This window comes from Stenotrophomonas sp. 1278, assembly GCF_029892765.1.
Classification (GTDB): domain Bacteria; phylum Pseudomonadota; class Gammaproteobacteria; order Xanthomonadales; family Xanthomonadaceae; genus Stenotrophomonas; species Stenotrophomonas indicatrix.
In genome coordinates this window covers 112896-133549 of sequence record NZ_JARXWD010000004.1, presented here as the reverse complement: position 1 = coordinate 133549, position 20654 = coordinate 112896, and the positions used below count along the sequence as shown (strand labels likewise).

17 protein-coding genes are annotated in these 20654 nt (G+C 67.7%); 9 read left to right on the top strand and 8 right to left on the bottom strand.

Translation table 11 applies throughout. The annotated features are described in order from the left end of the window. Positions 1-294: 294 nt before the first annotated feature. Positions 295-741 carry a hypothetical protein gene (locus M2299_RS05950; RefSeq protein ID WP_025875822.1) on the bottom strand — a complete coding sequence of 149 codons (447 nt, stop codon included), beginning with the start codon at positions 739-741 and terminating at the stop codon, positions 295-297. Between the two features lie 3 nt (positions 742-744). Continuing rightward, complete coding sequence (locus tag M2299_RS05945; protein ID WP_032978120.1) at positions 745-1146, bottom strand: hypothetical protein; 402 nt, start codon at positions 1144-1146, stop codon at positions 745-747. 233 nt (positions 1147-1379) lie between these two features. On the opposite strand from M2299_RS05945, the gene lepB reads away from it, so the two are divergent. Together lepB and M2299_RS05935 are read left to right on the top strand one after the other, a co-directional pair. After that, positions 1380-2006: a signal peptidase I gene (gene lepB / locus M2299_RS05940; protein ID WP_025875818.1), complete on the top strand. Its 627-nt coding sequence runs from the start codon at positions 1380-1382 to the stop codon at positions 2004-2006. A gap of 120 nt (positions 2007-2126) precedes the next feature. Next, positions 2127-3383: an MFS transporter gene (locus tag M2299_RS05935; RefSeq protein ID WP_080150334.1), complete on the top strand. Its 1257-nt coding sequence runs from the start codon at positions 2127-2129 to the stop codon at positions 3381-3383. 83 nt (positions 3384-3466) lie between these two features. Here the strand turns inward: M2299_RS05935 and M2299_RS05930 are convergent, their stop codons facing one another. Next, positions 3467-4375 (bottom strand): LysR family transcriptional regulator, encoded by a 909-nt coding sequence (locus tag M2299_RS05930; RefSeq protein ID WP_100437130.1) that lies wholly within the window; start codon positions 4373-4375, stop codon positions 3467-3469. Positions 4376-4581: 206 nt separating this feature from the next. Beyond that, positions 4582-5550 carry a LysR substrate-binding domain-containing protein gene (locus M2299_RS05925; protein ID WP_049465422.1) on the bottom strand — a complete coding sequence of 323 codons (969 nt, stop codon included), beginning with the start codon at positions 5548-5550 and terminating at the stop codon, positions 4582-4584. Between the two features lie 109 nt (positions 5551-5659). Between M2299_RS05925 and aceB the strand changes: the two genes are divergently transcribed. The 4 genes from aceB (at position 5660) to M2299_RS05905 (ending at position 12574) form a co-directional block, all read left to right on the top strand. Further along, complete coding sequence (aceB, locus tag M2299_RS05920) at positions 5660-7282, top strand: malate synthase A (RefSeq protein WP_280884046.1); 1623 nt, start codon at positions 5660-5662, stop codon at positions 7280-7282. Between the two features lie 69 nt (positions 7283-7351). Continuing rightward, the gene (gene aceA, locus M2299_RS05915) at positions 7352-8653 is read left to right on the top strand and encodes an isocitrate lyase (RefSeq protein WP_025875808.1); all 1302 of its coding nucleotides are present in this window, start codon (positions 7352-7354) and stop codon (positions 8651-8653) included. Positions 8654-9019: 366 nt separating this feature from the next. Beyond that, positions 9020-10060: a GGDEF domain-containing protein gene (locus M2299_RS05910; RefSeq protein WP_025875806.1), complete on the top strand. Its 1041-nt coding sequence runs from the start codon at positions 9020-9022 to the stop codon at positions 10058-10060. Positions 10061-10075: 15 nt separating this feature from the next. Continuing rightward, positions 10076-12574 carry a putative peptide modification system cyclase gene (locus M2299_RS05905; RefSeq protein ID WP_105163258.1) on the top strand — a complete coding sequence of 833 codons (2499 nt, stop codon included), beginning with the start codon at positions 10076-10078 and terminating at the stop codon, positions 12572-12574. Positions 12575-12581: 7 nt separating this feature from the next. Here M2299_RS05905 and M2299_RS05900 read toward each other — a convergent pair whose 3' ends face one another. Continuing rightward, positions 12582-12866: an NHLP-related RiPP peptide gene (locus tag M2299_RS05900; RefSeq protein WP_080150340.1), complete on the bottom strand. Its 285-nt coding sequence runs from the start codon at positions 12864-12866 to the stop codon at positions 12582-12584. 120 nt (positions 12867-12986) lie between these two features. Here M2299_RS05900 and M2299_RS05895 point away from each other — a divergent pair, with 120 nt between their 5' ends. Continuing rightward, positions 12987-14150 carry a putative peptide maturation dehydrogenase gene (locus M2299_RS05895; RefSeq protein WP_280884045.1) on the top strand — a complete coding sequence of 388 codons (1164 nt, stop codon included), beginning with the start codon at positions 12987-12989 and terminating at the stop codon, positions 14148-14150. A gap of 24 nt (positions 14151-14174) precedes the next feature. Here the strand turns inward: M2299_RS05895 and M2299_RS05890 are convergent, their stop codons facing one another. The 3 genes from M2299_RS05890 to M2299_RS05880 are packed head-to-tail and all read right to left on the bottom strand — an operon-like array spanning position 14175 to position 18966. Next, a complete protein-coding gene (locus M2299_RS05890) occupies positions 14175-16157 on the bottom strand; it encodes an acetyl/propionyl/methylcrotonyl-CoA carboxylase subunit alpha (protein WP_280884044.1) in 1983 nt (660 codons plus the stop codon). Between the two features lie 26 nt (positions 16158-16183). Beyond that, positions 16184-17794, bottom strand: a complete 1611-nt coding sequence (locus M2299_RS05885) for a carboxyl transferase domain-containing protein (protein WP_280884043.1) — start codon at positions 17792-17794, stop codon at positions 16184-16186. A gap of 8 nt (positions 17795-17802) precedes the next feature. After that, the gene (locus tag M2299_RS05880) at positions 17803-18966 is read right to left on the bottom strand and encodes an isovaleryl-CoA dehydrogenase (protein ID WP_025875795.1); all 1164 of its coding nucleotides are present in this window, start codon (positions 18964-18966) and stop codon (positions 17803-17805) included. Positions 18967-19125: 159 nt separating this feature from the next. Between M2299_RS05880 and M2299_RS05875 the strand changes: the two genes are divergently transcribed. Continuing rightward, the gene (locus M2299_RS05875) at positions 19126-19734 is read left to right on the top strand and encodes a TetR/AcrR family transcriptional regulator (RefSeq protein WP_025875794.1); all 609 of its coding nucleotides are present in this window, start codon (positions 19126-19128) and stop codon (positions 19732-19734) included. A gap of 205 nt (positions 19735-19939) precedes the next feature. After that, entirely contained in the window at positions 19940-20458 is a 519-nt protein-coding gene (locus M2299_RS05870; protein ID WP_025875793.1) for a c-type cytochrome, read from the top strand. Positions 20459-20654 lie beyond the last annotated feature (196 nt).

Sequence of the window (20654 nt, the reverse complement as noted above, 5' to 3'; positions counted from 1 at the left end):
GTTTTTCGTTGTGTCGCTCATCCACGCATGGCGTGGATCCATGTGTCGACCAAGGTCGACACCCACCAAGAGCAGGCCATGCCATTCGGATAGGTCGCGGAAACGTGTCGAAGGAGGGGTGGGTCCGGTTGCGGGGGCGTGAGCGCCATGGATGGCGCGATCGAGCTTACATGGACGTACTTGCAGCGTCCCCCGCAACCGGACCCACCCCGCCATCCCCCAGGAAACCGGCTTTGGCTGTTGAGGTTGCCGGCCAGCGGCCGGCACTACCGGGTGCCGGCCGCAGCCCGGCCATCAGGTCCCTACATGCACCCGGTTCGCCTGCTCGGCCAACCCCAGGTGATCCAGCGCGATATCCAGCGCCAGTACATAGCTCTGCGCGCCGTACCCGGCGGCGATGCCCAGGCGCTGGCCAACACCGGCCGGCAGGCACGGCTCGGCCACGGCGCCATCGTCATGCACTTCCACGTACGCGTTGTGCAGGTAGGGCAGCAGCCGCTGCAGGCGCAGGCTGTCGGCACATGCGCCCGGATCCAGCAGCGTCACCTCGCCACGGCTGTGGTCGGCCACGCGCAGCGCGTCCAGCAGTTCCTGCTCCGAACCGCAGGCGCGGATCGCCACGCTGGTGCCCGCATCGATCGCACGGTGCACCAGTGATTTCAGTACCGGCGCCGGCAGCGGCGCGGCGGTGCGGATCAATGCGCCCGCCGCTTCCGGGCCACGGATGATGAAGATCGACATGGCTCAGCCCTCCCGTGCCAGGCGACGGCTGACGATGGCCAATGACAGCGGATAACCCGCCTGCTGGCTGCGCTGGTCGACCACCACGGCGGCCGGGCCGTGCTGCAGGCGCAGGCGCGCCTCCAGACCGGGCTGGTGCGGCGACTGCAGTTCGATGTACTCCGCCGGCAGACCGTCCAGCGCCGCCTGCAGCGCACCGCCCTCGGCACACCATTGCGCCTCGTCGGCGACGCCGACATCAAGCAGCACCCAGTCCGCGGTGCGCGCCTGCGGCTGGCACAGACACTGGCGCACATCGGCCAGGCTGGCGCAGTCGGTGCACAGCACCGGATGGCCGGACAACTCGGCCGGCAGCAGCGGACGCGGCACCGACGGCGACGCATGCCGGATCACCAGGAGGGTCATACAACACCTTGCGCAAAGCGCCCTGCGGCGCGGTAGGCACACGATGCGCGTGGGGGCCGTAAAGGTGCGATGCCCAGTGCCCGGCCCGGGCGTAAAACCTTCATAACGTCCGGCCGGAATGCACCCGGTGGCTGCCGACCGTTGATCGGCACGGGCATGGAGACCGGCATGATGCGCGGGAACCTCACGCCTGCCCTTGCGGTCTGATGCCCACCCACCACCCGGAGCCTGACATGGATGCTGTAGCCCGTCCGCCGTTCCCAGAGCGCGCGCTCACCTGGCTGAAGAAGGAGGCACTGCCGCTGCTGGTGATGCTGGGCCTGCTCGCTGCCGCCCGCGACACCCTCGCCAACCACTACGTCGTGCCCAGCGGTTCGATGCAGCCGACGCTGCAACCGGGTGACCGGGTGGTGGTGGACATGCGCGCCTACGGCCTGCGCCTGCCGTTCACCAGCCAGGAGCTGCTGGCTACCGGCACGCCGCAGCGGGGTGAGGTGGCGGTGTTCGATTCGCCGGCCGACGGCACCCGCCTGATCAAGCGCGTCGCCGCCGTGGCCGGCGACCACGTGCAGCTGCGCGATGGCCACCTGAGCATCAACGGCCAGCCGCTGCAGATCGCCGACCTGGCCGACACCGAAGCTTTCGGTGAGCGCCGCGCCAGCCTCGATCTGGACAGCGGCGGTGGCCCGGACATCGCGGATCTGCAGGTGCCCGCCGGCAAGGTGCTGGTGCTGGGCGACCATCGTGGCAACAGCTTCGACGGTCGCTTCTTCGGCTTCGTCGATGCGGACAAGATCTATGGCCGCGCAGTGGCGGTGTACTACCGCCGTGGCGACGGCTTCGAGTGGCAGCGGCTGTAAGCTTATCGATATGCCAGAAGTATCAATCATGACTTATTAGGTTATGGATCGACTGGATGGACGGGCCTAGTCTGGGGCCCGCCCCCTCCAATCCGGCCGCCCCCACGGCCCACCGCTCCCATGACTGGCGATACCCCGGCGGCCCTCGCCGACCGTCCCCGTACTGACGACGCTCCCGTCGACACCCGCATCCAGCAGGGGACGCCGGCCTTCCGCCGCACCGCGCTGGCGCTGTTTTTGGCTGGCTTTTCGACCTTCGGCCTGCTGTACACGGTGCAGCCACTGCTGCCCGAGTTCAGTCGCCACTTCGGCGTGTCCGCTGCCGGCAGCGCGATGTCGCTGTCGCTGACCACCGGCACCCTGGCCGTGGCCATGCTGCTGGCGGGCCTGCTGTCCGATGCGGTCGGCCGGCGCCCGCTGATGATCGTTGCGTTGCTGGCCTCGGCCACGCTGTCGCTGTGCACCGCACTGGTCGACGACTGGGCCACCCTGCTGGTGCTGCGCACCTTGCTGGGGCTGGCGTTGAGCGGCGTGCCAGCGGTGGCGATGACCTACCTGGTGGAAGAGATGGACAGCCGCGCGCTGGGCCTGGCGATGGGCCTGTACATCGGCGGCAACGCCATCGGTGGCATGAGCGGGCGCCTGCTGGCCGGCATCATCGCCGACCACTGGGGCTGGCGCTGGGGCATCGGCGTGGTCTCGATCATCGCCATGGCCAGCACCGTGCTGCTGTGGCTGCAGCTGCCGCCGTCGCGTCACTTCCAGGCCAGTCGCAGTGGCCTGCGCCAGCTGCCCGCGCGCTGGCGCACGCTGTTCGCCGATCCCGGCCTGCCGTGGCTGTTCGCCACCTCGTTCGTGCTGATGGGTGTGTTCGTCACCCTCTACAACTACCTCGGCTACCACCTGCTGGCGCCGCCGTACCATCTCAGCCAGACCGTGGTCGGGTTGATCTTCAGCGTGTATCTGGTCGGCACCTTCAGTTCGGCGTGGATGGGCCAGCAGGCCACGCGCCATGGGCGCGGTCGCATCCTGGCGATCTCCTTCGGCCTGATCGCCGCCGGCATCGTGCTGCTGGCGATGCCGTGGCTGCCGGCGATGGCAGTGGGCATCGCGCTGGTGACCTTCGGTTTCTTCGGTGGCCATTCGGTGGCCAGCAGCTGGGTCGGCAGCCGTGCCGGCTCCATGCGTGCGGAAGCGTCGGCGCTGTACCTGTTTGCCTACTACCTGGGCTCGAGCGTGCTGGGCGGCGTGGGTGGTCTGGCCTATGCCGCGTGGGACTGGCTGGGCGTGTGCGCGTTCGCCGCGCTGCTGACCCTGATCGGCGGTGGCATCGTGTGGGCGCTGCAGCAGCGCGCGCCGCAGCCGGTGACCGCCTGACGCCCGCCGGGCATGGCCCGGCGCTACCTGGGTGGGCCAGCGGTAGCGCCGGGCCATGCCCGGCGAGCGCGCAGCGCGGCACCTCACGCTTCCGCAAACGCCCCACGCAGCAGTCCGGCGAAGTTCCGGATCAACGGTGTCACCCCCTCGCGGCGCCACGCCAACTGCACTTCCGAATGCGCGCCGGCATCGGCCAGCGGCACGAAGCGCGCACCTTCCACCCGGATGTGGTCGCACGACGAAGGCAGGATCGCCGCACCCAGTCCCGCAGCGGCCAGGCTGATCAGCGTTGAAGCCTCACCGGCCTCCTGCACGATGCGCGGGGTGAAGCCCGCCGCCGCACACAGCGCGATCATGTGGTCATGGATGCCTGCTCCGGCGCTGCGGCGGAACGCCACGAACGGTTCCTGCGCCAGATCACGCAACGCCAGCGTGCCGCCTTTCGACAGGCGACGCAGGGCAGGGTGGTCGGCATGCACGATCAACGCCAGCGGGTCGACGAACAGGCTGTGCGCCACCAGCTCGGCCGGCAGCGTGCGCTTGCGGATGATGCCCACATCCAGGCTGCCATCGAGCAGCGCATCGATCTGCTGCAGGGTGTTCATCTCGCTCAACTGCAGCCGCACCTGCGGATACTGCTGGCGGTACTGCAGGATCGAACGCGGAATCTGCGGTGACAACGGCGTGGCCCGGGTCAGGCCGATACGCAGCTCACCCTGCTCGCCACGCTGCGCGCGCTGCACTTCATCCACCGCCGATTCCACCTGCTGCACGATACTGCGCGCACGTTCCTGCAGCAGTTCCCCCGCAGCGGTCAGCTGCACACGCCGATGGCTGCGCACGAACAGGCGCGCACCGATCAGTTCCTCCAGCTGCCGGATCTGCTGGCTGAGCGGCGGCTGCGACATCCCCAACCGCTCGGCCGCCTGGCCGAAGTGCAGGGTATCGGCAACGGCAAGGAAGTAGCGCAGGTGGCGAAGTTCGATGGACATGGATGCAGTCTATCCAGCCCGACGCCGGGAATCGTCATCCACGCATGGCGTGGATCAACCGTGTCGACCAAGGTCGACACCCACCAAGAGCAGGCCATGCCGCCCCGCCATCCCACGGAATCCCCGCTGTTGCCTTTGACGTTGCCGTTGCCTCTGCCGTTGCCGTCAATTCGGCAGGTGCAGGGCGCAGCCCTGCCGACAACCCCTCACCGCTCCGAATGCCCGCTCTGGTCGTAATCGCGCGGGCTGAACAGCTCCGGCTGGATCAGCTCGACGAACGCCCGCGCCTGCGCCGACAGCGCCTTGCCGCGCCGCACGATCACCCCGTAACTGCGCTCCGGGAACCAGCGCTTCATCGACCGTGCGGCCAACCGTTCGCGGTCAGCATCGTTCAGGCACAGCGCCGGCACGATGGAAATGCCCATGCCCATCGCCACGTACTGCTTGATCACTTCCCAGCCGCCCACCTCCAGCGCAACGGTGTAGGCGATGCGGTGGCGCTGGAACACCTGGTCTACCAGCCGATAGGTGATCTGCCGTTTCGGCGGCAGCACCAGCGGGTAACGGGCGATGTCGGCCAGTTCCAGCTCGCCACCGCTGGCCAGCGGATGGTCATGCGGGGCGATCAGCACCTGTTCGAAACGGTAGGCCGGCGCATAGCTGAGGTCAGCCGGTACATCGGTCATCGAGCCGATCGCCAGGTCGGCGGCATCCTCGCGCAGCAGGTCGGTGCCGTCGGCGCTGATAGCGTTGTGCAGGGTCAGGCGTACGTCGGGGTAATGCTGGCGAAAGCGTTCGACGATCTTCGGCAGCAGGTACAGGATGGTCGAGCTGTTGGCAGCGATGTTCAGTTCGCCCGCGTCCAGCCCGCGCACCTTGTCGCGGAAGCGCGCCTCCAGGCCGTCCAGGCTCTCCACCAGCGGCTGCGCCATTTCATACAGCAGCTGGCCCTCGCGACTGGGCACCAAGCGCCGGCCGCTGCGCTCGAACAGAGGGACCCCCAGCTCACGCTCCAGCGCCTGCAACTGCAGGCTGATGGCCGGTTGACTGACGAAAAGTGCCTCAGCCGCCCGTGAGACTGAGCCCAGGCGCACCGTCTGGCAGAACGCGCGCAGCGGCTTCAGCCGATCGGATTTGTAGGAAAAACGAGGACTTGGCGGGGTGCGCGTGGTCATGGCGTCACAAGTATTAGCACAAGTTATGTAAAGCATTGCAAAAACTGTTTTGCCAAATACAGGGCTGCGGCCGCACGGTGGAGTCGTTCCCCCACGCTGGAGTTCTGCCATGTCCGCCGTCGCTTCCGCTGTTCCCTCCACCGCCGCCAAGGCCACGCCGGGCATCGCCCTGGCGACCCAGGTGGCGGGCCAGGCCACCGTGCTGCCGGCGCCGTTGCTGGCCCTGCTGGTGTCCCTGCACCGGGCAGTGGAACCCGGCCGGCAGGCGCGGCTGCAGGCCCGTCGCGAGCGCCAGACGTTCTTCGATCAGGGCGGCCTGCCGGACTTCCGCCAGGACACCACCGCGATCCGCAGCGGTGACTGGACCGTGGCGCCGCTGCCGGCCGCGCTGCAGGACCGTCGCGTCGAGATCACCGGCCCGACCGACCCGAAGATGGTCATCAACGCGCTGAACTCCGGCGCCAAGGTGTTCATGGCCGACTTCGAGGATTCGACCTCGCCGACCTGGCGCAACCTGCTGGCCGGTCAGCAGTCGCTGGCCGCTGCGGTGCGCGGCGACCTGCAGTACACCGCACCCAATGGCAAGCATTACGCACTGCGCCCCTACGATGAGCAGGCGGTGCTGATCGTGCGTCCGCGCGGCTGGCACCTGGACGAAAAGCATGTGCGCGTGGATGGCCAGTTCCTCGCCGGCGGCCTGTTCGATGCGGCGGTCTTTGCCTTCCACAATGCGCGCGCGCTGCAGTCCAGGGACCGCGGTCCGTACTTCTACCTGCCGAAGCTGCAGAGCATGGAAGAGGCAGCGCTGTGGGAGACCGCGCTGTCGCACATCGAAGGCATGCTCGGCCTGCCGCACGGGCAGATCAAGGTGACCGTGCTGATCGAAACGCTGCCGGCTGTGTTCGAGATGGATGAGATCCTGCACGCCCTGCGCGATCGCATCGTCGGCCTCAACTGTGGCCGCTGGGATTACATCTTCTCGTACCTGAAGACCTTCCGCCGCCACGCTGACCGCGTGCTGCCCGAGCGTGGCCAGGTGACCATGACCCAGCCGTTCCTGAAGGCGTATTCGGAACTGCTGATCCAGACCTGCCATCGCCGTGGCGCACATGCGATGGGCGGCATGGCCGCGCAGATTCCGATCAACAACGATGCCGCCGCCAACGAGCAGGCGATGGCGCGGGTGCGTGCCGACAAGCTGCGCGAAGTGAGCGCTGGCCACGATGGCACGTGGGTCGCCCATCCGGCGCTGATTCCGGTGGCGATGGCGATCTTCGACGAGCACATGCCCACGCCCAACCAGCACCACGTGCTGCGCCAGGATGTGCGCGTGGGTCGCGATGAACTGATCGCGCGGCCGCCGGGCACGATCACCCGCGCTGGCTTCGAAGGCAATGTCGAAGTCTGCGTGCGCTACCTGGCTGCATGGCTGGATGGCAACGGCTGCGTGCCGATCCACCACCTGATGGAGGATGCGGCCACCGCCGAGATCAGCCGCAGCCAGCTGTGGCAGTGGCTGCATACCCCGGGCCAGCAGCTGGACGACGGCACTGCCATCGATCTGGCGCTGCTCGATACCACCCTGGCGCAGCTGCCGGCGCGCCTCGGCGACACCTCGGCGCTGCCAGGCGGCGGCCGCATCGAAGAAGCCATCACCCTGCTGGCCGAGTTGAGCCGCAGCAACGAACTGACCGACTTCCTGACCCTGCCGGCGTACGCGCGCATCGACTGACCGCTGCATGCCGGTTTTCCCGCCGCTTCCTTCCCCGCTGCATCCGCACGAACCGAACTGGAGATAGACATGAGCACGCTGCCCACTGCCGAACAGATCCAGCACGACTGGGACACCAATCCGCGCTGGGAAGGCATCCAGCGCAACTACAGCGCCGCCGACGTGGTGCGCCTGCGTGGCACCGTCCATATCGAGCATTCGCTGGCCCGGCTGGGCGCGGAAAAGCTGTGGAAGTCGCTGCATGAGCGCGACTTCGTCAACGCGCTCGGCGCGCTGACCGGCAACCAGGCCATGCAGCAGGTGAAGGCCGGGCTGAAGGCGATCTACCTGTCCGGCTGGCAGGTGGCGGCCGATGCCAACCTGGCCGGGCAGATGTACCCGGACCAGTCGTTGTACCCGGCCGATTCGGTGCCGGCGGTGGTCAAGCGCATCAACAACACGCTGCTGCGTGCTGACCAGCTGCACCATGCCGAAGGCAAGGATGACATCGACTTCCTGCAGCCGATCGTGGCCGACGCCGAAGCCGGTTTCGGCGGCGTGCTCAACGCCTTCGAGCTGATGAAGGCGATGATCGAAGCCGGTGCCGCCGGCGTGCACTTCGAAGACCAGCTGGCCTCGGTGAAGAAGTGCGGGCACATGGGTGGCAAGGTGCTGGTGCCGACCCGCGAGGCGATCGAGAAGCTCAACGCCGCGCGCTTGGCCGCCGACGTGCTGGGCGTGCCGACCCTGCTGGTGGCGCGTACCGACGCCGAGGCGGCTGATCTGCTGACCAGCGACATCGATGGCAACGACAAGCCGTTCGCCACCGGCGAGCGCACCGTGGAGGGCTTCTACAAGACCCGCAACGGCCTGGACCAGGCCATCAGCCGCGGCCTGGCCTACGCACCGTATGCCGACCTGGTGTGGTGCGAGACCGGCAAGCCGGACCTGGAATTCGCGCGGAAGTTCGCCGAGGCGATCCATGCGAAGTTCCCCGGCAAGCTGCTGGCCTACAACTGCTCGCCCAGCTTCAACTGGAAGAAGAACCTGGACGACGCCACCATTGCCAGGTTCCAGAAGGAGCTGGGCAGCTACGGCTACAAGTTCCAGTTCATCACCCTGGCCGGTTTCCACGCGCTGAACTACGGCATGTTCAATCTGGCGCACGGCTATGCGCGCCGGCAGATGAGCGCCTTCGTGGAGCTGCAGGAGGCCGAGTTCGAAGCGGCCGAGCGCGGCTTCACCGCGGTCAAGCACCAGCGCGAGGTCGGCACCGGCTACTTCGATGCGGTGACCCAGGCGATCCAGCAGGGGCAGTCCTCGACCACGGCGCTGACCGGTTCGACCGAGGAAGAGCAGTTCCATGGCGAGCGCAGCGAACGGGCTGCGTGATCTGGTCGTGCCGGCCGCTGGCCGGCAACCCTTTGTGTTCCCGCCGTCCTTGATGCTGTCGGCCAGCGGCCGGCGCGACCAGGGCTCGGGCTGATCAGGGTGGCCAGGGAAGGGCCAGACGACGCCGGCAGATCGGGGGATCTGCCGGCGTTGTTGTATCTGCGGCTGCTGCGACAATCGGCGTCGCGGTCACCGCAAGCTATTGATATGGCTTGCTTTCTCCCCGCGGTCAACGGGGGTGAACGGGCAACTCTGCGGCATGCAGAGCGGGGCACCGCATCTTCACAAAACTGAGAAGCGGCGCACAGTTTGATTCACTGATATGCTCCGCGGCTCACCAGGGGACGCTGGCGGCGGGTGCAGGGAATGACCGGCAGGGGTGCGGCCGAGAACATCGACACGACAACCGGTATCGCCAAGGTGGCGATGGCCGAGATCGTGCATGCGCTGCTTTCCGACGAAGAGGTCGCCCTGTTTGCCCGGTTTGCCCAGCCCTGCCGGCTGCAGGCGGGCCAGTGGCTATTCCACCGCGGCCATCGCGGCGAGTGCATGTACATCATCCTCGAAGGCCTGATCGAGCTGGATTTCGGCGAGGACCTGGTGCTCAAGACACTCGGCCGGCATGAGTTCTTCGGTGAGCTCGGCCTGTTGATGGGCGACCACCCGCGCAGCGCCAGCGCGCGGGTGATGGCCGACTGCCACGTGCTGGAGCTGGGACCGGCTGATTTCCATCGCCTGGTCGAGTCCGACCCGGGGCTGGTGGCCTACTTCCTGCGACGCACGATCCTGCGTGTGCTGACCAACGAGCAGGCCCTGATCAGCCAGCTGCGGCGGCGCAACCATGACCTGGAAGCCGCGCTGGACAACCTGTACATCACCACCCACCAGCTGACCCACACGCGTGAGCTGGTGCGCACCGACGAACTGACCGGCCTGCACAACCGCCGTGGCCTGGCCCTGTTCCTGCAGGAATGCCGCACGCAGGAAGAGGGGCCGCCGCAGGCGCTGCTGCTGATCGATTGCGACCGCTTCAAGCAGATCAACGACCGCCACGGCCACCAGGCCGGCGACCGGGTGCTGCAGAGCATGGGCAACATCCTGCGCTCGATGGCCGGCGAACATGACCTGGCCTGCCGCTTGGGCGGCGACGAGTTCTGCCTGATCCTGCGCCGGGCCAATGTCGAGATCGTGCAGCACGCGGCTGAATTCATCCTCAGCGCGGTGCACGGCCTGCTCGAGCGCAGCCATGGCACCCCGCACGTCAGCCTGGCCAGCATCGGTGCCAGCCTGCTGGCCCCTGACGCGGACTGGAGCGAGTGGTACGCTCGCGCCGATCGTGCGCTGTACCAAGCCAAGCGCGCAGGCGGCAACTGCCTGCGGTGGGCCAATGGCCCGGATGGACACTGAGCGGAGATCCTGGCGATGAATGGCGACAACGGAACGTCGGCCCCGCATAACGCCCAGCTGCGGGCGCTGCTGTTCACCGACCTGTGTGATTCGCTGCAACTGGTGGAGCGTATCGGCGATGTCGCCGCAGCCGAATTCTTCCAGCAGCATGACCGCCTGGTGCTGGGGCTGCAGCAGCACTGGAACGGCCAGCTGATCGACCGGTCCGATGGATTGTTCGTTCTTTTCGAGCGTCCCATCGATGGCATCGGTTTCGCCATTTCCTACCAGAACGCGGTCGACGCGATGGGCCACGAGCGCGGCATCGTGCTGCGTGCGCGTGCCGGCCTGCACGTGGGCGATGTGCTGTTGTGGGACAACAGTGCCGAGGCCGTTGCCCACGGCGCAAAGCCGGTGGAGGTCGAGGGTCTGGCCAAGCCGATGGCCGCGCGTTTGATGCAGCTGGCGTGGCCTGGGCAGGTGCTGCTGTCCTCAGCGGCCGAACAGATGGCGCGGCGGGCCGGCAGCGAGCTGCCCTGGACTGCGGACGAACTGCGTTGGAAGGACCATGGGCTCTGGCGGTTCAAGGGCATCGGCGAACGCCAGCAGGTGTTCGAAGTCGGCATCCGTGGCCGCGCGCCGCTGCGCCGGCCGCGTTCGGGGGACAAGGCCTGGCGTGATCTGCCGCTGTGGCGTCGTCCCGCCGCGCTGTTCACCGAGGCGACACTGGCGGTGGTGCTGGCCGTGGTGATGTGGACGCTGCTGCGGCCGGCGCCGGCGATCGCGTTCGCCGAGCGCGACTGGGTGATCCTGGCGGCGGTCAGCAACAGCACGGCCTACCCGCAGCTGGATTCCAGCCTGGAACAGGCGCTCTACATCAGCCTGGGCCAGTCGCGCTTCGTCAACATCCTCAGTGAACTGAAGGTGCGTGACACCCTGCAGCTGATGCAGCGCCCGGCCAATGCACGGCTGGACCGCGCACTGGCGATCGAGGTTGCGCTGCGCGATGGCGCGCGTGCGGTGCTGATGCCCACCGTGCTTGAGCTCAACGGCAAGGTACGGGTGGGCGTGGAGGTCGTGGACCCACGCACTGGGCAGACGGTGTACACGCATTTCGCCGATGGCAATGGCCTGGATTCGATCCTGGCCTCCACCGACACCGTGGTGAAGGCGCTGCGCAGCGACCTGGGTGAGGCGCTGCACGATGTCAGCCGCGAGCAGAAACCCCTGCCCACGGTGGCTACCGCCAATCTCGATGCATTGCATGCCTACGCCAAAGGCAGCGATGCGCTGGCGCAGGAGCGTTTCGATGAAGCGCTGCTGTTCTTCCAGCAGGCGACCCGCCTGGATCCCCAGTTCACCTTTGCCTACATCGGGCAGATGCGGCTGCAGTACGCCATGGGCAACGTGTCGGCGGCCGGCGAACTGTACCGCCAGGCGGTGTCGGGGCGCACGCGGTTGAGTGCGCGCGACCAGCTGTATCTGGACGCCTGGGGGGCAGACTTCAGTGGCGCTCCCCCGCAGCGCAGTGCGGAAAAGTGGCGGATGCTGACCCAGCTGTATCCAGATGATCCGGCCGGCTGGATGAATCACGCCATGGCCCTGTTTGCCTATGGCGACTATGACGGCGCGCTTGCCGACATGATGCCGCTGCTGGAACGCCATCAGACACACCGTGCGCTGGTGCTGTCCTTTGTTGGCCGCACCCAGCTTGCGCGTGGCGAGGTCAAGGCCGCCGTCGCTGCGTTCAAGGAAGCAGGCGCGCTGCCGAACTGGCACGGCGACATGCTGGAGGCGGTCGCGCTGCTGCTGGATGGCGAGGCACAGAAGGCGCACGAGCGCAGTGAAGCCATCACCTCGCGCGGGCTCGGCGCGCGGATGGAGTACAGCGGCCTGCTCGCCCTGCAGGGCCGGGCCAATGATGCGGCCGCTGAGATGACCCAGGCCGTAGCGCAGTGTGGCGAAGTGCCGGAGCTGTGCGACATCCTGGCCCTGCAGTCGCTGGCGTGGACTGCACAGGCCGGCGGCAGCGGGTCCCGGCTGCAGTACGCACGGTTGCTGGACCGCACCCTGGCGGCGGTCGATGAGGGTGTCGGCGCTGCGCCGCGTCATCGCGCTTTCATTGCGCTGTCGGTGGCCTACCACCTGCAGCGCGCCGGGCTGGACGCCGAGCTGCGCTCGCGCCGGCCGGCACTGCAGGCGTTGGTTGAACGCAGTACCGACCCGCGGCTGCAGGAACTGTGGTTGCTGCTTCGCGCGCGCGGCGAGCTGGATGCCGGGAATGCGGAGGCCGCTTCGGCACTGCTGAAGCCACTGGCCAACGGCACGCTGTACCAGTGGCATGTACTGCAGCTGGATATCGATCGCGCCCTCGGCCGCGATCAGGCGGTGCAGCGCCGGGAACGCTGGTTGCGCCAGCGCACCGGCCTGGCCTTCGCCGAAGACGCCGGTGCTCTGGTCCTGCTGCCATTGAATGTGGCCGATGCGCGCCGGCTGGCCGATGCGGCCAGCGCGCAGCAGGCAGGAATACCCTGAGGGCGGATCAGTCCTGCAGCCCCTTCAGGCCGCTTTCGAACATGAAGGGCACCTTGAACGGTCCGGTCACGGCCAAGCGCTCGCTCAACAGCGTCGCCGCCCGGGCAAACTCTTCCTTGCCGCCCAGCGAGTCCAGCGGCGTGTTGCACGCACCCACGCTGTCAGCATCTGCGCCCAGCGCAATCAGTGCCTTGGCCGGGTCGGCAGCGAAGGCGCTGCGGAAGGCATCGTCGCTGGACAGCTGCTTGAGCAGGGTCTGGACCACTTCGGGGGAGAGAGGAGAACGGGACATGGTTCACTACCGGCAGGGAGGGGAAAAAAACAGTATCGGCTGCGCGCAGGGGGAATTGATGGTGAGTATCCGGCACCACGCTATGATCGCCGGCCTACCATGCTCCGGGATGCGCATCGAATGAACTTCCGTCGCTGCAGGACGATGATCGTCGAACCGCTGGAGCGGGCGCATTTCGACCTGGATGCGCTGCTTGCCGGCGGCAGTGGCGTGGGCTTCGAACGATCCCTGCAGGTGCGGGCAGCGCATCTGCCGACGCCGCGCACGGTTGATGCGGTCAGCTGCCTGTGGCTGCTCCAGTGCAGCGCGGAGCAGTGGCAGCCGCTACCGGCAGAGCCGAAGGCACGTCAACGCGTGCTGGCGTTGCTGGAGCAGGGGCTGCTGGTCAGCGACGATCCGGTGCATGCCGAGGCAGCAGCAGTCGAACAGCAGGTACGTGACAGCCAGTGGTGGCCGCTGTCGGCGTTGCACTACCAGCACTCGCGCTGGGACGGTGTGGACAGTGTCGGCGACATGGAACGCAGCCAGTTGATGACCGCGCAGGACCTGGTGCGCAGCTTCGGCCCGCCGCCCGCCGAAGCACCGGTCCGCCGGCCCGGCGCACGGTCCTTGCCACGCTGTGACGAGGACCCGATGCAGGCGCAGCTGCAGGCACGTGCAACTTGCCGCAACTTCGACGCTGCACGCGCCATGCCGTTGCCGATGCTGGCCCGGCTGCTGCAGCAGGTGCTGATGGCACAGGCGCAGGTGGAAACCGAACCCGGTGTGCGCTTCCTGAAGAAGAACATTCCGTCTGCCGGCAGTCTGCATCCAGTGGAAGCGTATGTGGTGGCGCGCAATGTGGAGGGATTGCCGTCGGGCCTCTACCACTACCATGCCACCGCACACGAACTGGGCACCATGCCAGTGCAGCCCGGCGACCTGGACAGCTTCTGCCAGCGCCTGCTGGCCGGGCAGCATTGGTTCGCCAACGCACCGGTGCAGCTGATCCTGGCGTGCCGCTTCGAGCGCATGTTCTGGAAGTATCGCGGCCACGCCAAGGCCTACCGCGCGATCACCCTGGATGTCGGCCATGTGTCGCAAGCGATCTACAGCGCGGCAACCGCGCAGGGGTTGGGCGCATTCGTCACCGCAGCGATCAACGAGGCCGAGGCCGAGCGGGCACTGGGCCTGCAGCCGATGGCCGAAGGCGTACTGGCGGTCTGTGGCGTTGGCTGGCGTGCAGCCGAGCGGGTGACGGCCGAACTTGATCCGCTTGGCCAGGTGTGGCCGGCCGCGCGTTGATCGACAACGCGCGGCCCACCCCCATCACGCTGCTTCGAAATCCACCAGCACCGCGCCGTCGCCCACCTGGTCGCCGGCCTTGGCCCGGTAGCCCTTCACCGTGCCATCGGCCGGTGCCTGCAGGGTGTGCTCCATCTTCATCGCTTCCAGCACCACCAGCGGCGTGCCGCGCTTGACCTGCGTGCCCGCCGCCACCAGCGTTGCGACGATCCTGCCGGGCATCGGTGCCAGCAGGCTGCCGGCATCGGCGCTGGCCTGCTCGGATTCGCCCACCGGGTCGTGCAGGGTGAAGCGGTGCTGGCCATCGCTGGCGAACAGGTACAGCTGATCGCCGTCGCGCTGCAGCTGCAGCCGCCAACGACGCTCGTCCAGCTGCACCGACAGGGTCTGGCCATCGGCATGGCCAACCACCTGTTTCGGCGCGGCGTCACCGCACTGCACGCGCCAGCCATCGGCAGTGGTCCAGACCTTCAACGTGCGTGCCCGCTCTGCCTGCTGCAGCGGCACCGAGCGCGCGGCAGGCACGCCCAGCCGCCAGCCATCCTGTGCCTGCCACGGTGAATGCGGGTCGCGTGCATCGGCGGCAGCGGCAGGTGTGCTTGCTACGGCGGCGATCGCTGCCAGTTCCCACAGCGCCTGCTCACCGTCACCGGTGACCGCCAGTGCGGCCTGCTCGCGCTCGATCAGCGCGGTATCCAGCTTGGCGTTGGCGAACGAATCGGTCTGCACCAGGCGCCGCAGGAAACCGGCATTGGTGGTCACGCCCACCACCTGGCAGTCGGCCAGGGCCTGGCTCATGCGCCGCAGCGCGGCGTCGCGGTCCACGTCCCAGACGATCAGCTTGGCGATCATCGGGTCGTAGTACGGGGTGATGCTGTCGCCTTCTTCCACACCACTGTCCACCCGCACGTTGGCCGACGGGGTCGGCAGGCGCAGGCGGCGCAGGGTGCCGGTGGAGGGCAGGAAGCCGCGGTCGGCATCTTCGGCATACAGGCGCGCTTCGAGAGCGTGGCCGTGGATGGCCAGTTCGTCCTGGCGCTTGGGCAGCGGCTGGCCAGCGGCCACGCGCAGCTGCCACTCCACCAGGTCGGTGCCGGTGATGAATTCGGTGACCGGGTGTTCGACCTGCAGGCGGGTGTTCATTTCCATGAAGTAGAAATCGCCGTCCGGGCCGGCGATGAACTCCACCGTGCCGGCACCGACGTAGCCCACAGCGCGCGCGGCATCGACGGCGGCCTTGCCCATCGCGGCGCGGCGGTCGGCGCTCATGCCCGGGGCCGGCGCTTCTTCCAGCACCTTCTGGTGGCGGCGCTGCACCGAGCAGTCGCGCTCGAACAGATACACCGCCTCGCCCTGGCCACCGCCGAATACCTGGATTTCGATATGGCGGGGGCGCTCGACATACTTCTCGACCAGCACGTGGTCGTTGCCGAACGCCGAGGCCGCCTCGCGCTGGCAGCTGGCCAGCGCATCGACGAAGTCCTCGCTGCGCTCGACCTTGCGCATGCCCTTGCCGCCGCCGCCGGCGCTGGCCTTGATCAGCACCGGATAGCCGATGCCGTCGGCCTGGGTACGCAGGAAGTCCGGCGCCTGCTGGTCGCCGTGGTAGCCCGGCGTCAACGGCACGCCGGCCTTGGCCATCAGGGCCTTGGCTGCACTCTTGTCGCCCATCGCGCGGATCGCACTGGCCGGCGGACCGATGAAGGCGATGCCGGCCGCCACGCAGGCGTCGGCGAAGTCGGCGTTCTCGGACAGGAAGCCGTAGCCGGGATGGATGGCCTGCGCGCCGCTGCGGCGTGCGGCCTCGAGGATGGCATCGCTGCGCAGGTAGCTCTCGCGCGCGGCCGCCGGGCCGATGTGGATGGCTTCGTCGGCCAGCCGCACGTGGCGCGCATTGCGGTCGGCATCGGAATACACCGCCACGGTGGCGATGCCGAGGCGGCGGCAGGTGGCGATGACGCGGCAGGCGATCTCGCCGCGGTTGGCGATCAGGACTTTGCTGAACATGGCAACAGACTCGGTCATGGCACAGGTCACATGCGGAACACGCCGAAGCGCGTCTGCTGCGGGGGAGCGTTGAGGCTGGCCGACAGGGCCAGGGCCAGTACCCGGCGGGTATCGACCGGATCGATCACGCCGTCGTCCCACAGGCGCGCACTGGCGTAGTAAGGGTGGCCCTGCTGCTCGAACTGGTCGCGGATCGGTGCCTTGAACGCATCCTCTTCCTCGCCCGGCCATTGCCCGCCCTTGGCTTCGATGCCATCACGCTTGACCGTGGCCAGCACGCTGGCGGCCTGTTCGCCGCCCATCACGCCGATGCGTGCGTTCGGCCACATCCACAGGAAATTGGGCGAGTACGCACGGCCGCACATGCCGTAGTTGCCGGCACCGAACGAACCACCGATCACCACGGTGAACTTGGGTACCTTGGCGCAGGCCACCGCCATCACCAGCTTGGCCCCGTCCTTGGCGATGCCACCCTGTTCGTATTTGCGGCCGACCATGAAGCCGGTGATGTTCTGCAGGAACACCAGCGGAATGTTGCGCTGGGTGCACAGCTCGATGAAGTGCGCGCCCTTCAGCGCGGACTCGGAGAACAGGATGCCGTTGTTGGCGATGATGCCGATCGGATAGCCGTGCAGATGGGCGAAGCCGGTGACCAGCGTTGCGCCATAGCGCGGCTTGAACTCGTCAAAGCGCGAGCCGTCGACCAGTCGCGCGATCACTTCGCGCACGTCGTAGGGCTTGCGCGTATCGGCCGGGATCACCCCGTACAGTTCGTGTGCCGACAGCAGCGGTTCTTCCACCGGCTGCAGCGCCATCGCCGCTTCGGGCTTGCGCCAGTTGAGCTGGGCGATGATCGCGCGCACCCGTGCCAACGCCTGCAGGTCGTTGTCGGCCATGTGGTCGGCCACACCGGAAATGCGCGTGTGCACGTCGGCACCGCCCAGTTCTTCGGCCGTCACCACTTCACCGGTGGCCGCCTTCACCAGCGGCGGGCCGCCGAGGAAGATGGTGCCCTGCTCGCGCACGATCACCGTCTCGTCGCTCATCGCCGGCACGTAGGCACCACCGGCGGTGCAGCTGCCCATCACGCAGGCGATCTGCGGGATGCCCTGCGCGGAGAGATTGGCCTGGTTGTAGAAGATGCGGCCGAAATGGTCGCGGTCCGGGAACACCTCGTCCTGCAGCGGCAGGAAGGCGCCACCGGAATCGACCAGGTAGATGCACGGCAGGTGGTTCTGCTCGGCGATCTCCTGCGCGCGCAGGTGTTTCTTCACTGTCACCGGGTAATAGGTACCGCCCTTGACCGTGGCATCGTTGGCCACGATCACGCACTCCACGCTGCTCACCCGGCCAATGCCTGCGACCACGCCGGCGGCGGGCACAGCATCGTCATACATGCCGTGCGCGGCCAGCGGTGCGATCTCCAGGAACGCGCTGCCCGGGTCGAGCAGCGCATCGATGCGGTCACGCACCAGCAGCTTGCCGCGTGCGGTGTGCTTGGCCCGCGCCGCCTCGCTGCCACCCAGGGCGGTGCGGGCGAGGGTGGCGTGCAGGTCGTCGACCACGGCCTGCATCGCCGCGCGGTTGCTTTCAAACGTTTCGCTGCCCGGTTGCAGCTGGCTGCCTAGGATGCTCATGGGGTGCCTTACAGGGTGCGCTGGAACAGTTCGCGGCCGATCAGCATGCGGCGGATCTCCGAGGTGCCGGCGCCGATTTCATACAGCTTGGCGTCGCGCCACAAGCGGCCGGTCGGGTATTCATTGATGTAGCCGTTGCCGCCGAGGATCTGGATCGCCTGGCCAGTCAGCCACGTGGCCTTCTCGGCGGCGTACAGGATCGCGCCGGCCGCATCCTGGCGGGTGGTACGGCCCTGGTCGCAGGCGCGCGCCACGGCATACACATAGGCGCGGCAGGCACCCAGGCCCACGTACATGTCGGCGATCTTGGCCTGGATCAGCTGGAAGCTGCCGATCGGCTCACCGAACTGGTGGCGTTCGTGCACGTACGGCATGACCACGTCCATGGCTGCAGCCATCAGGCCCAGCGGGCCGCCGGACAGCACCACGCGCTCGTAGTCCAGGCCGGACATCAGCACGCGCACGCCGCCGCCGACCGCGCCCAGCACGTTTTCTTCGGGAATCTCGCAGTCCTGGAACACCAGTTCGCAGGTGGGCGAGGAGCGCATGCCCAGCTTGTCCAGCTTCTGCGCGGTGGAGAAACCCTTCATGCCCTTCTCGACCAGGAACGCGGTGATGCCCTTGGCGCCGGCTTCGACATCGGTCTTGGCGTACACCACCAGCACGTCGGCGTCGGGGCCGTTGGTGATCCACATCTTGTTGCCGTTGAGCACGTAGCGGTCGCCGCGCTTGTCCGCGCGCAGCTTCATCGACACCACGTCCGAACCCGCACCTGGTTCGCTCATCGCCAGCGCGCCGACCTTGGCGCCACTGCACAGGTCCGGCAGGAAGCGCTGCTTCTGCGCTTCGGTGCCGTTCTTGCGCAGCTGGTTCACGCACAGGTTCGAGTGCGCGCCGTAGGACAGGGCGATGCCGCCGGAGGCGCGGGAGATTTCTTCCATCGCCACCACGTGGGCCAGGTAGCCCATGCCGGTGCCGCCGTATTCTTCTTCCACGGTCAGGCCCAGCAGGCCCTGTTCGCCCAACTTGGGCCATAGTGCCAACGGGAACTGGTTGGTCGCGTCGGCCTCGGCCGCGAGCGGCGCGATCTCGGCAGCGGCAAAATGGGCCACGCTCTGGCGCAGCAGGTCGATATCTTCGCCGAGGTCGAAGTTCAGGGATGGCACGTGCATTGCGATGGCTCCGCGAGGGAAGGTGGGGAATGGACGCACCCGGAAGGGGAAGCGGGCCGCTGTTCACAGCAGCAGCCCGCGCGGGCGATTGGACCCCAGCGTAGCGGGGTTCGGGTAAGAAGTGAATACAAATTCAAAAATTGAAACCAGACTCAGAACATGGCCTACAAACGCTCAGCATTGATGGAAGAACGCCTGGCCGGGGCCCGTGAACGGATCCTGCTGGCCACCCGCGAACTGGTCGCCACCGGCGGCTGGCGCAACGCGCCGGTAACCGCCGTGGCCACCCAGGCCGGGGTCTCCACCGGCCTGATCTACCGCCACTTCCCGTCCAAGGCCGAGCTGTTCGTGGAAGTGCTCAACGCTGCCGTGGCCCATGAGGTGGCGATCATGGAGCGCATCGCCAGTGCGCCGCAGCCGGCCAGCGTGCGCCTGCGCCAGGCCATCACCGCCTTCGTGCGCCGTGCCCTGGCCGGCCCGGGCCTGGCCCATGCCTTCATCGTCGAACCGGTGGACCCGGACGTGGAAGCCGAGCGCATGCGCGGCCGCCGTGCCTTCGGTGACGTGTTCCTGCGCCTGGTGGAAGAGGGCGTCGCGGCCGGTGAACTGCCGGCACAAGACGCGCACGCTGCCGCCGCCTGCCTGGTGGGTGCCTTCACCGAAGCGATGGTGGGCCCGACCGCACCCAGCCGCGAAGCGCACCGCGACGAGGACGCACTGGTCGAGGCCATCTGCAGTTTCTGCCTGCGGGCTGTTGGCGCAGGGTGATGCCGCCGTTGCGCGTGCCGGGCGGCTTCTGCCGCGCTTCGCGCTCGCCGGGCGCGGTCCGGCGCCACCCGCACGCGGTCACGGCCGCATGCTGCGCCGCACCAGCTGTGATGCCTGTTGTCGTGCGTGGCGTGCGTTCTATACTCGGCCCATCACGCAGTCGCTCAGCCGTGGTCCAACGACTATCAGCCAGGGGTAACGAAGAGTGCGGAATTACGATCTGGAGTTCCTGAAACGCTTCTCCATGGTGATCGCGCTGTTGATGGCCATCACCCTCGGTCTGATCCTGCTGGCCGCGTTCATCCACACCCGGATTCCGCCCGAGGTGTCGCCCACCGCCGCCAAACGTACTGAACAGCGCATCTCGCCCACTGGCGCGGTATACGCCGGCAGCACCGGCGCCGCCGCGCAGGCCGCGGCCAAGGCCGCAGCGCTGGCCAAGGCCGCCTCGCAGGTGGCCTACGGCGGTACCAAGGATGGCAAGGTGATCTTCGACAACCTGTGCACCGCCTGCCATACCACTGGCGTGGGCATGGCGCCGACGCTGGACCACTCGCACTGGGACAAGCGCCTGGCGCAGGGCAAGGACACCCTCTACAAGCACGCCATCGAGGGCTACACCGGCCCCGACGGCGGCATCATGCCGCCCAAGGGCGGCAACCCGGCGCTCACCGAGGAGCAGATCCACGCCACCGTGGACTGGATGCTGGGCAATCTGAAATAGCGGACGCCGCCGCGTCCGCTGGTAGTGCCGGCCGCTGGCCGGCAGCCTCATGATCTTTGGTAGTGCCGGCCGCTGGCCGGCAGCCACGCATCGCATGAAGGTCATGAGGTTGCCGGCCAGCGGCCGGCACTACCCGGCTTTGCCCACCAAGGCCGGAACCCCGCTGCGCAGGCGGGGTTTCGCATTTCGGGGTTAG

Excerpts from the sequence above, each read along its gene's own strand:
- M2299_RS05905 (WP_105163258.1), top strand. The coding sequence starts at position 10,076 with ATGAATGGCGACAACGGAACGTCGGCCCCGCATAACGCCCAGCTGCGG.
- M2299_RS05910 (WP_025875806.1), top strand. The coding sequence starts at position 9,020 with ATGACCGGCAGGGGTGCGGCCGAGAACATCGACACGACAACCGGTATC.
- M2299_RS05890 (WP_280884044.1), bottom strand. The coding sequence starts at position 16,157 with ATGTTCAGCAAAGTCCTGATCGCCAACCGCGGCGAGATCGCCTGCCGC.
- M2299_RS05935 (WP_080150334.1), top strand. The coding sequence starts at position 2,127 with ATGACTGGCGATACCCCGGCGGCCCTCGCCGACCGTCCCCGTACTGAC.
- aceA (WP_025875808.1), top strand. The coding sequence starts at position 7,352 with ATGAGCACGCTGCCCACTGCCGAACAGATCCAGCACGACTGGGACACC.
- aceB (WP_280884046.1), top strand. The coding sequence starts at position 5,660 with ATGTCCGCCGTCGCTTCCGCTGTTCCCTCCACCGCCGCCAAGGCCACG.
- M2299_RS05945 (WP_032978120.1), bottom strand. The coding sequence starts at position 1,146 with ATGACCCTCCTGGTGATCCGGCATGCGTCGCCGTCGGTGCCGCGTCCG.
- M2299_RS05895 (WP_280884045.1), top strand. The coding sequence starts at position 12,987 with ATGAACTTCCGTCGCTGCAGGACGATGATCGTCGAACCGCTGGAGCGG.
- M2299_RS05875 (WP_025875794.1), top strand. The coding sequence starts at position 19,126 with ATGGCCTACAAACGCTCAGCATTGATGGAAGAACGCCTGGCCGGGGCC.
- lepB (WP_025875818.1), top strand. The coding sequence starts at position 1,380 with ATGGATGCTGTAGCCCGTCCGCCGTTCCCAGAGCGCGCGCTCACCTGG.
- M2299_RS05880 (WP_025875795.1), bottom strand. The coding sequence starts at position 18,966 with ATGCACGTGCCATCCCTGAACTTCGACCTCGGCGAAGATATCGACCTG.
- M2299_RS05950 (WP_025875822.1), bottom strand. The coding sequence starts at position 741 with ATGTCGATCTTCATCATCCGTGGCCCGGAAGCGGCGGGCGCATTGATC.
- M2299_RS05925 (WP_049465422.1), bottom strand. The coding sequence starts at position 5,550 with ATGACCACGCGCACCCCGCCAAGTCCTCGTTTTTCCTACAAATCCGAT.
- M2299_RS05885 (WP_280884043.1), bottom strand. The coding sequence starts at position 17,794 with ATGAGCATCCTAGGCAGCCAGCTGCAACCGGGCAGCGAAACGTTTGAA.
- M2299_RS05900 (WP_080150340.1), bottom strand. The coding sequence starts at position 12,866 with ATGTCCCGTTCTCCTCTCTCCCCCGAAGTGGTCCAGACCCTGCTCAAG.
- M2299_RS05930 (WP_100437130.1), bottom strand. The coding sequence starts at position 4,375 with ATGTCCATCGAACTTCGCCACCTGCGCTACTTCCTTGCCGTTGCCGAT.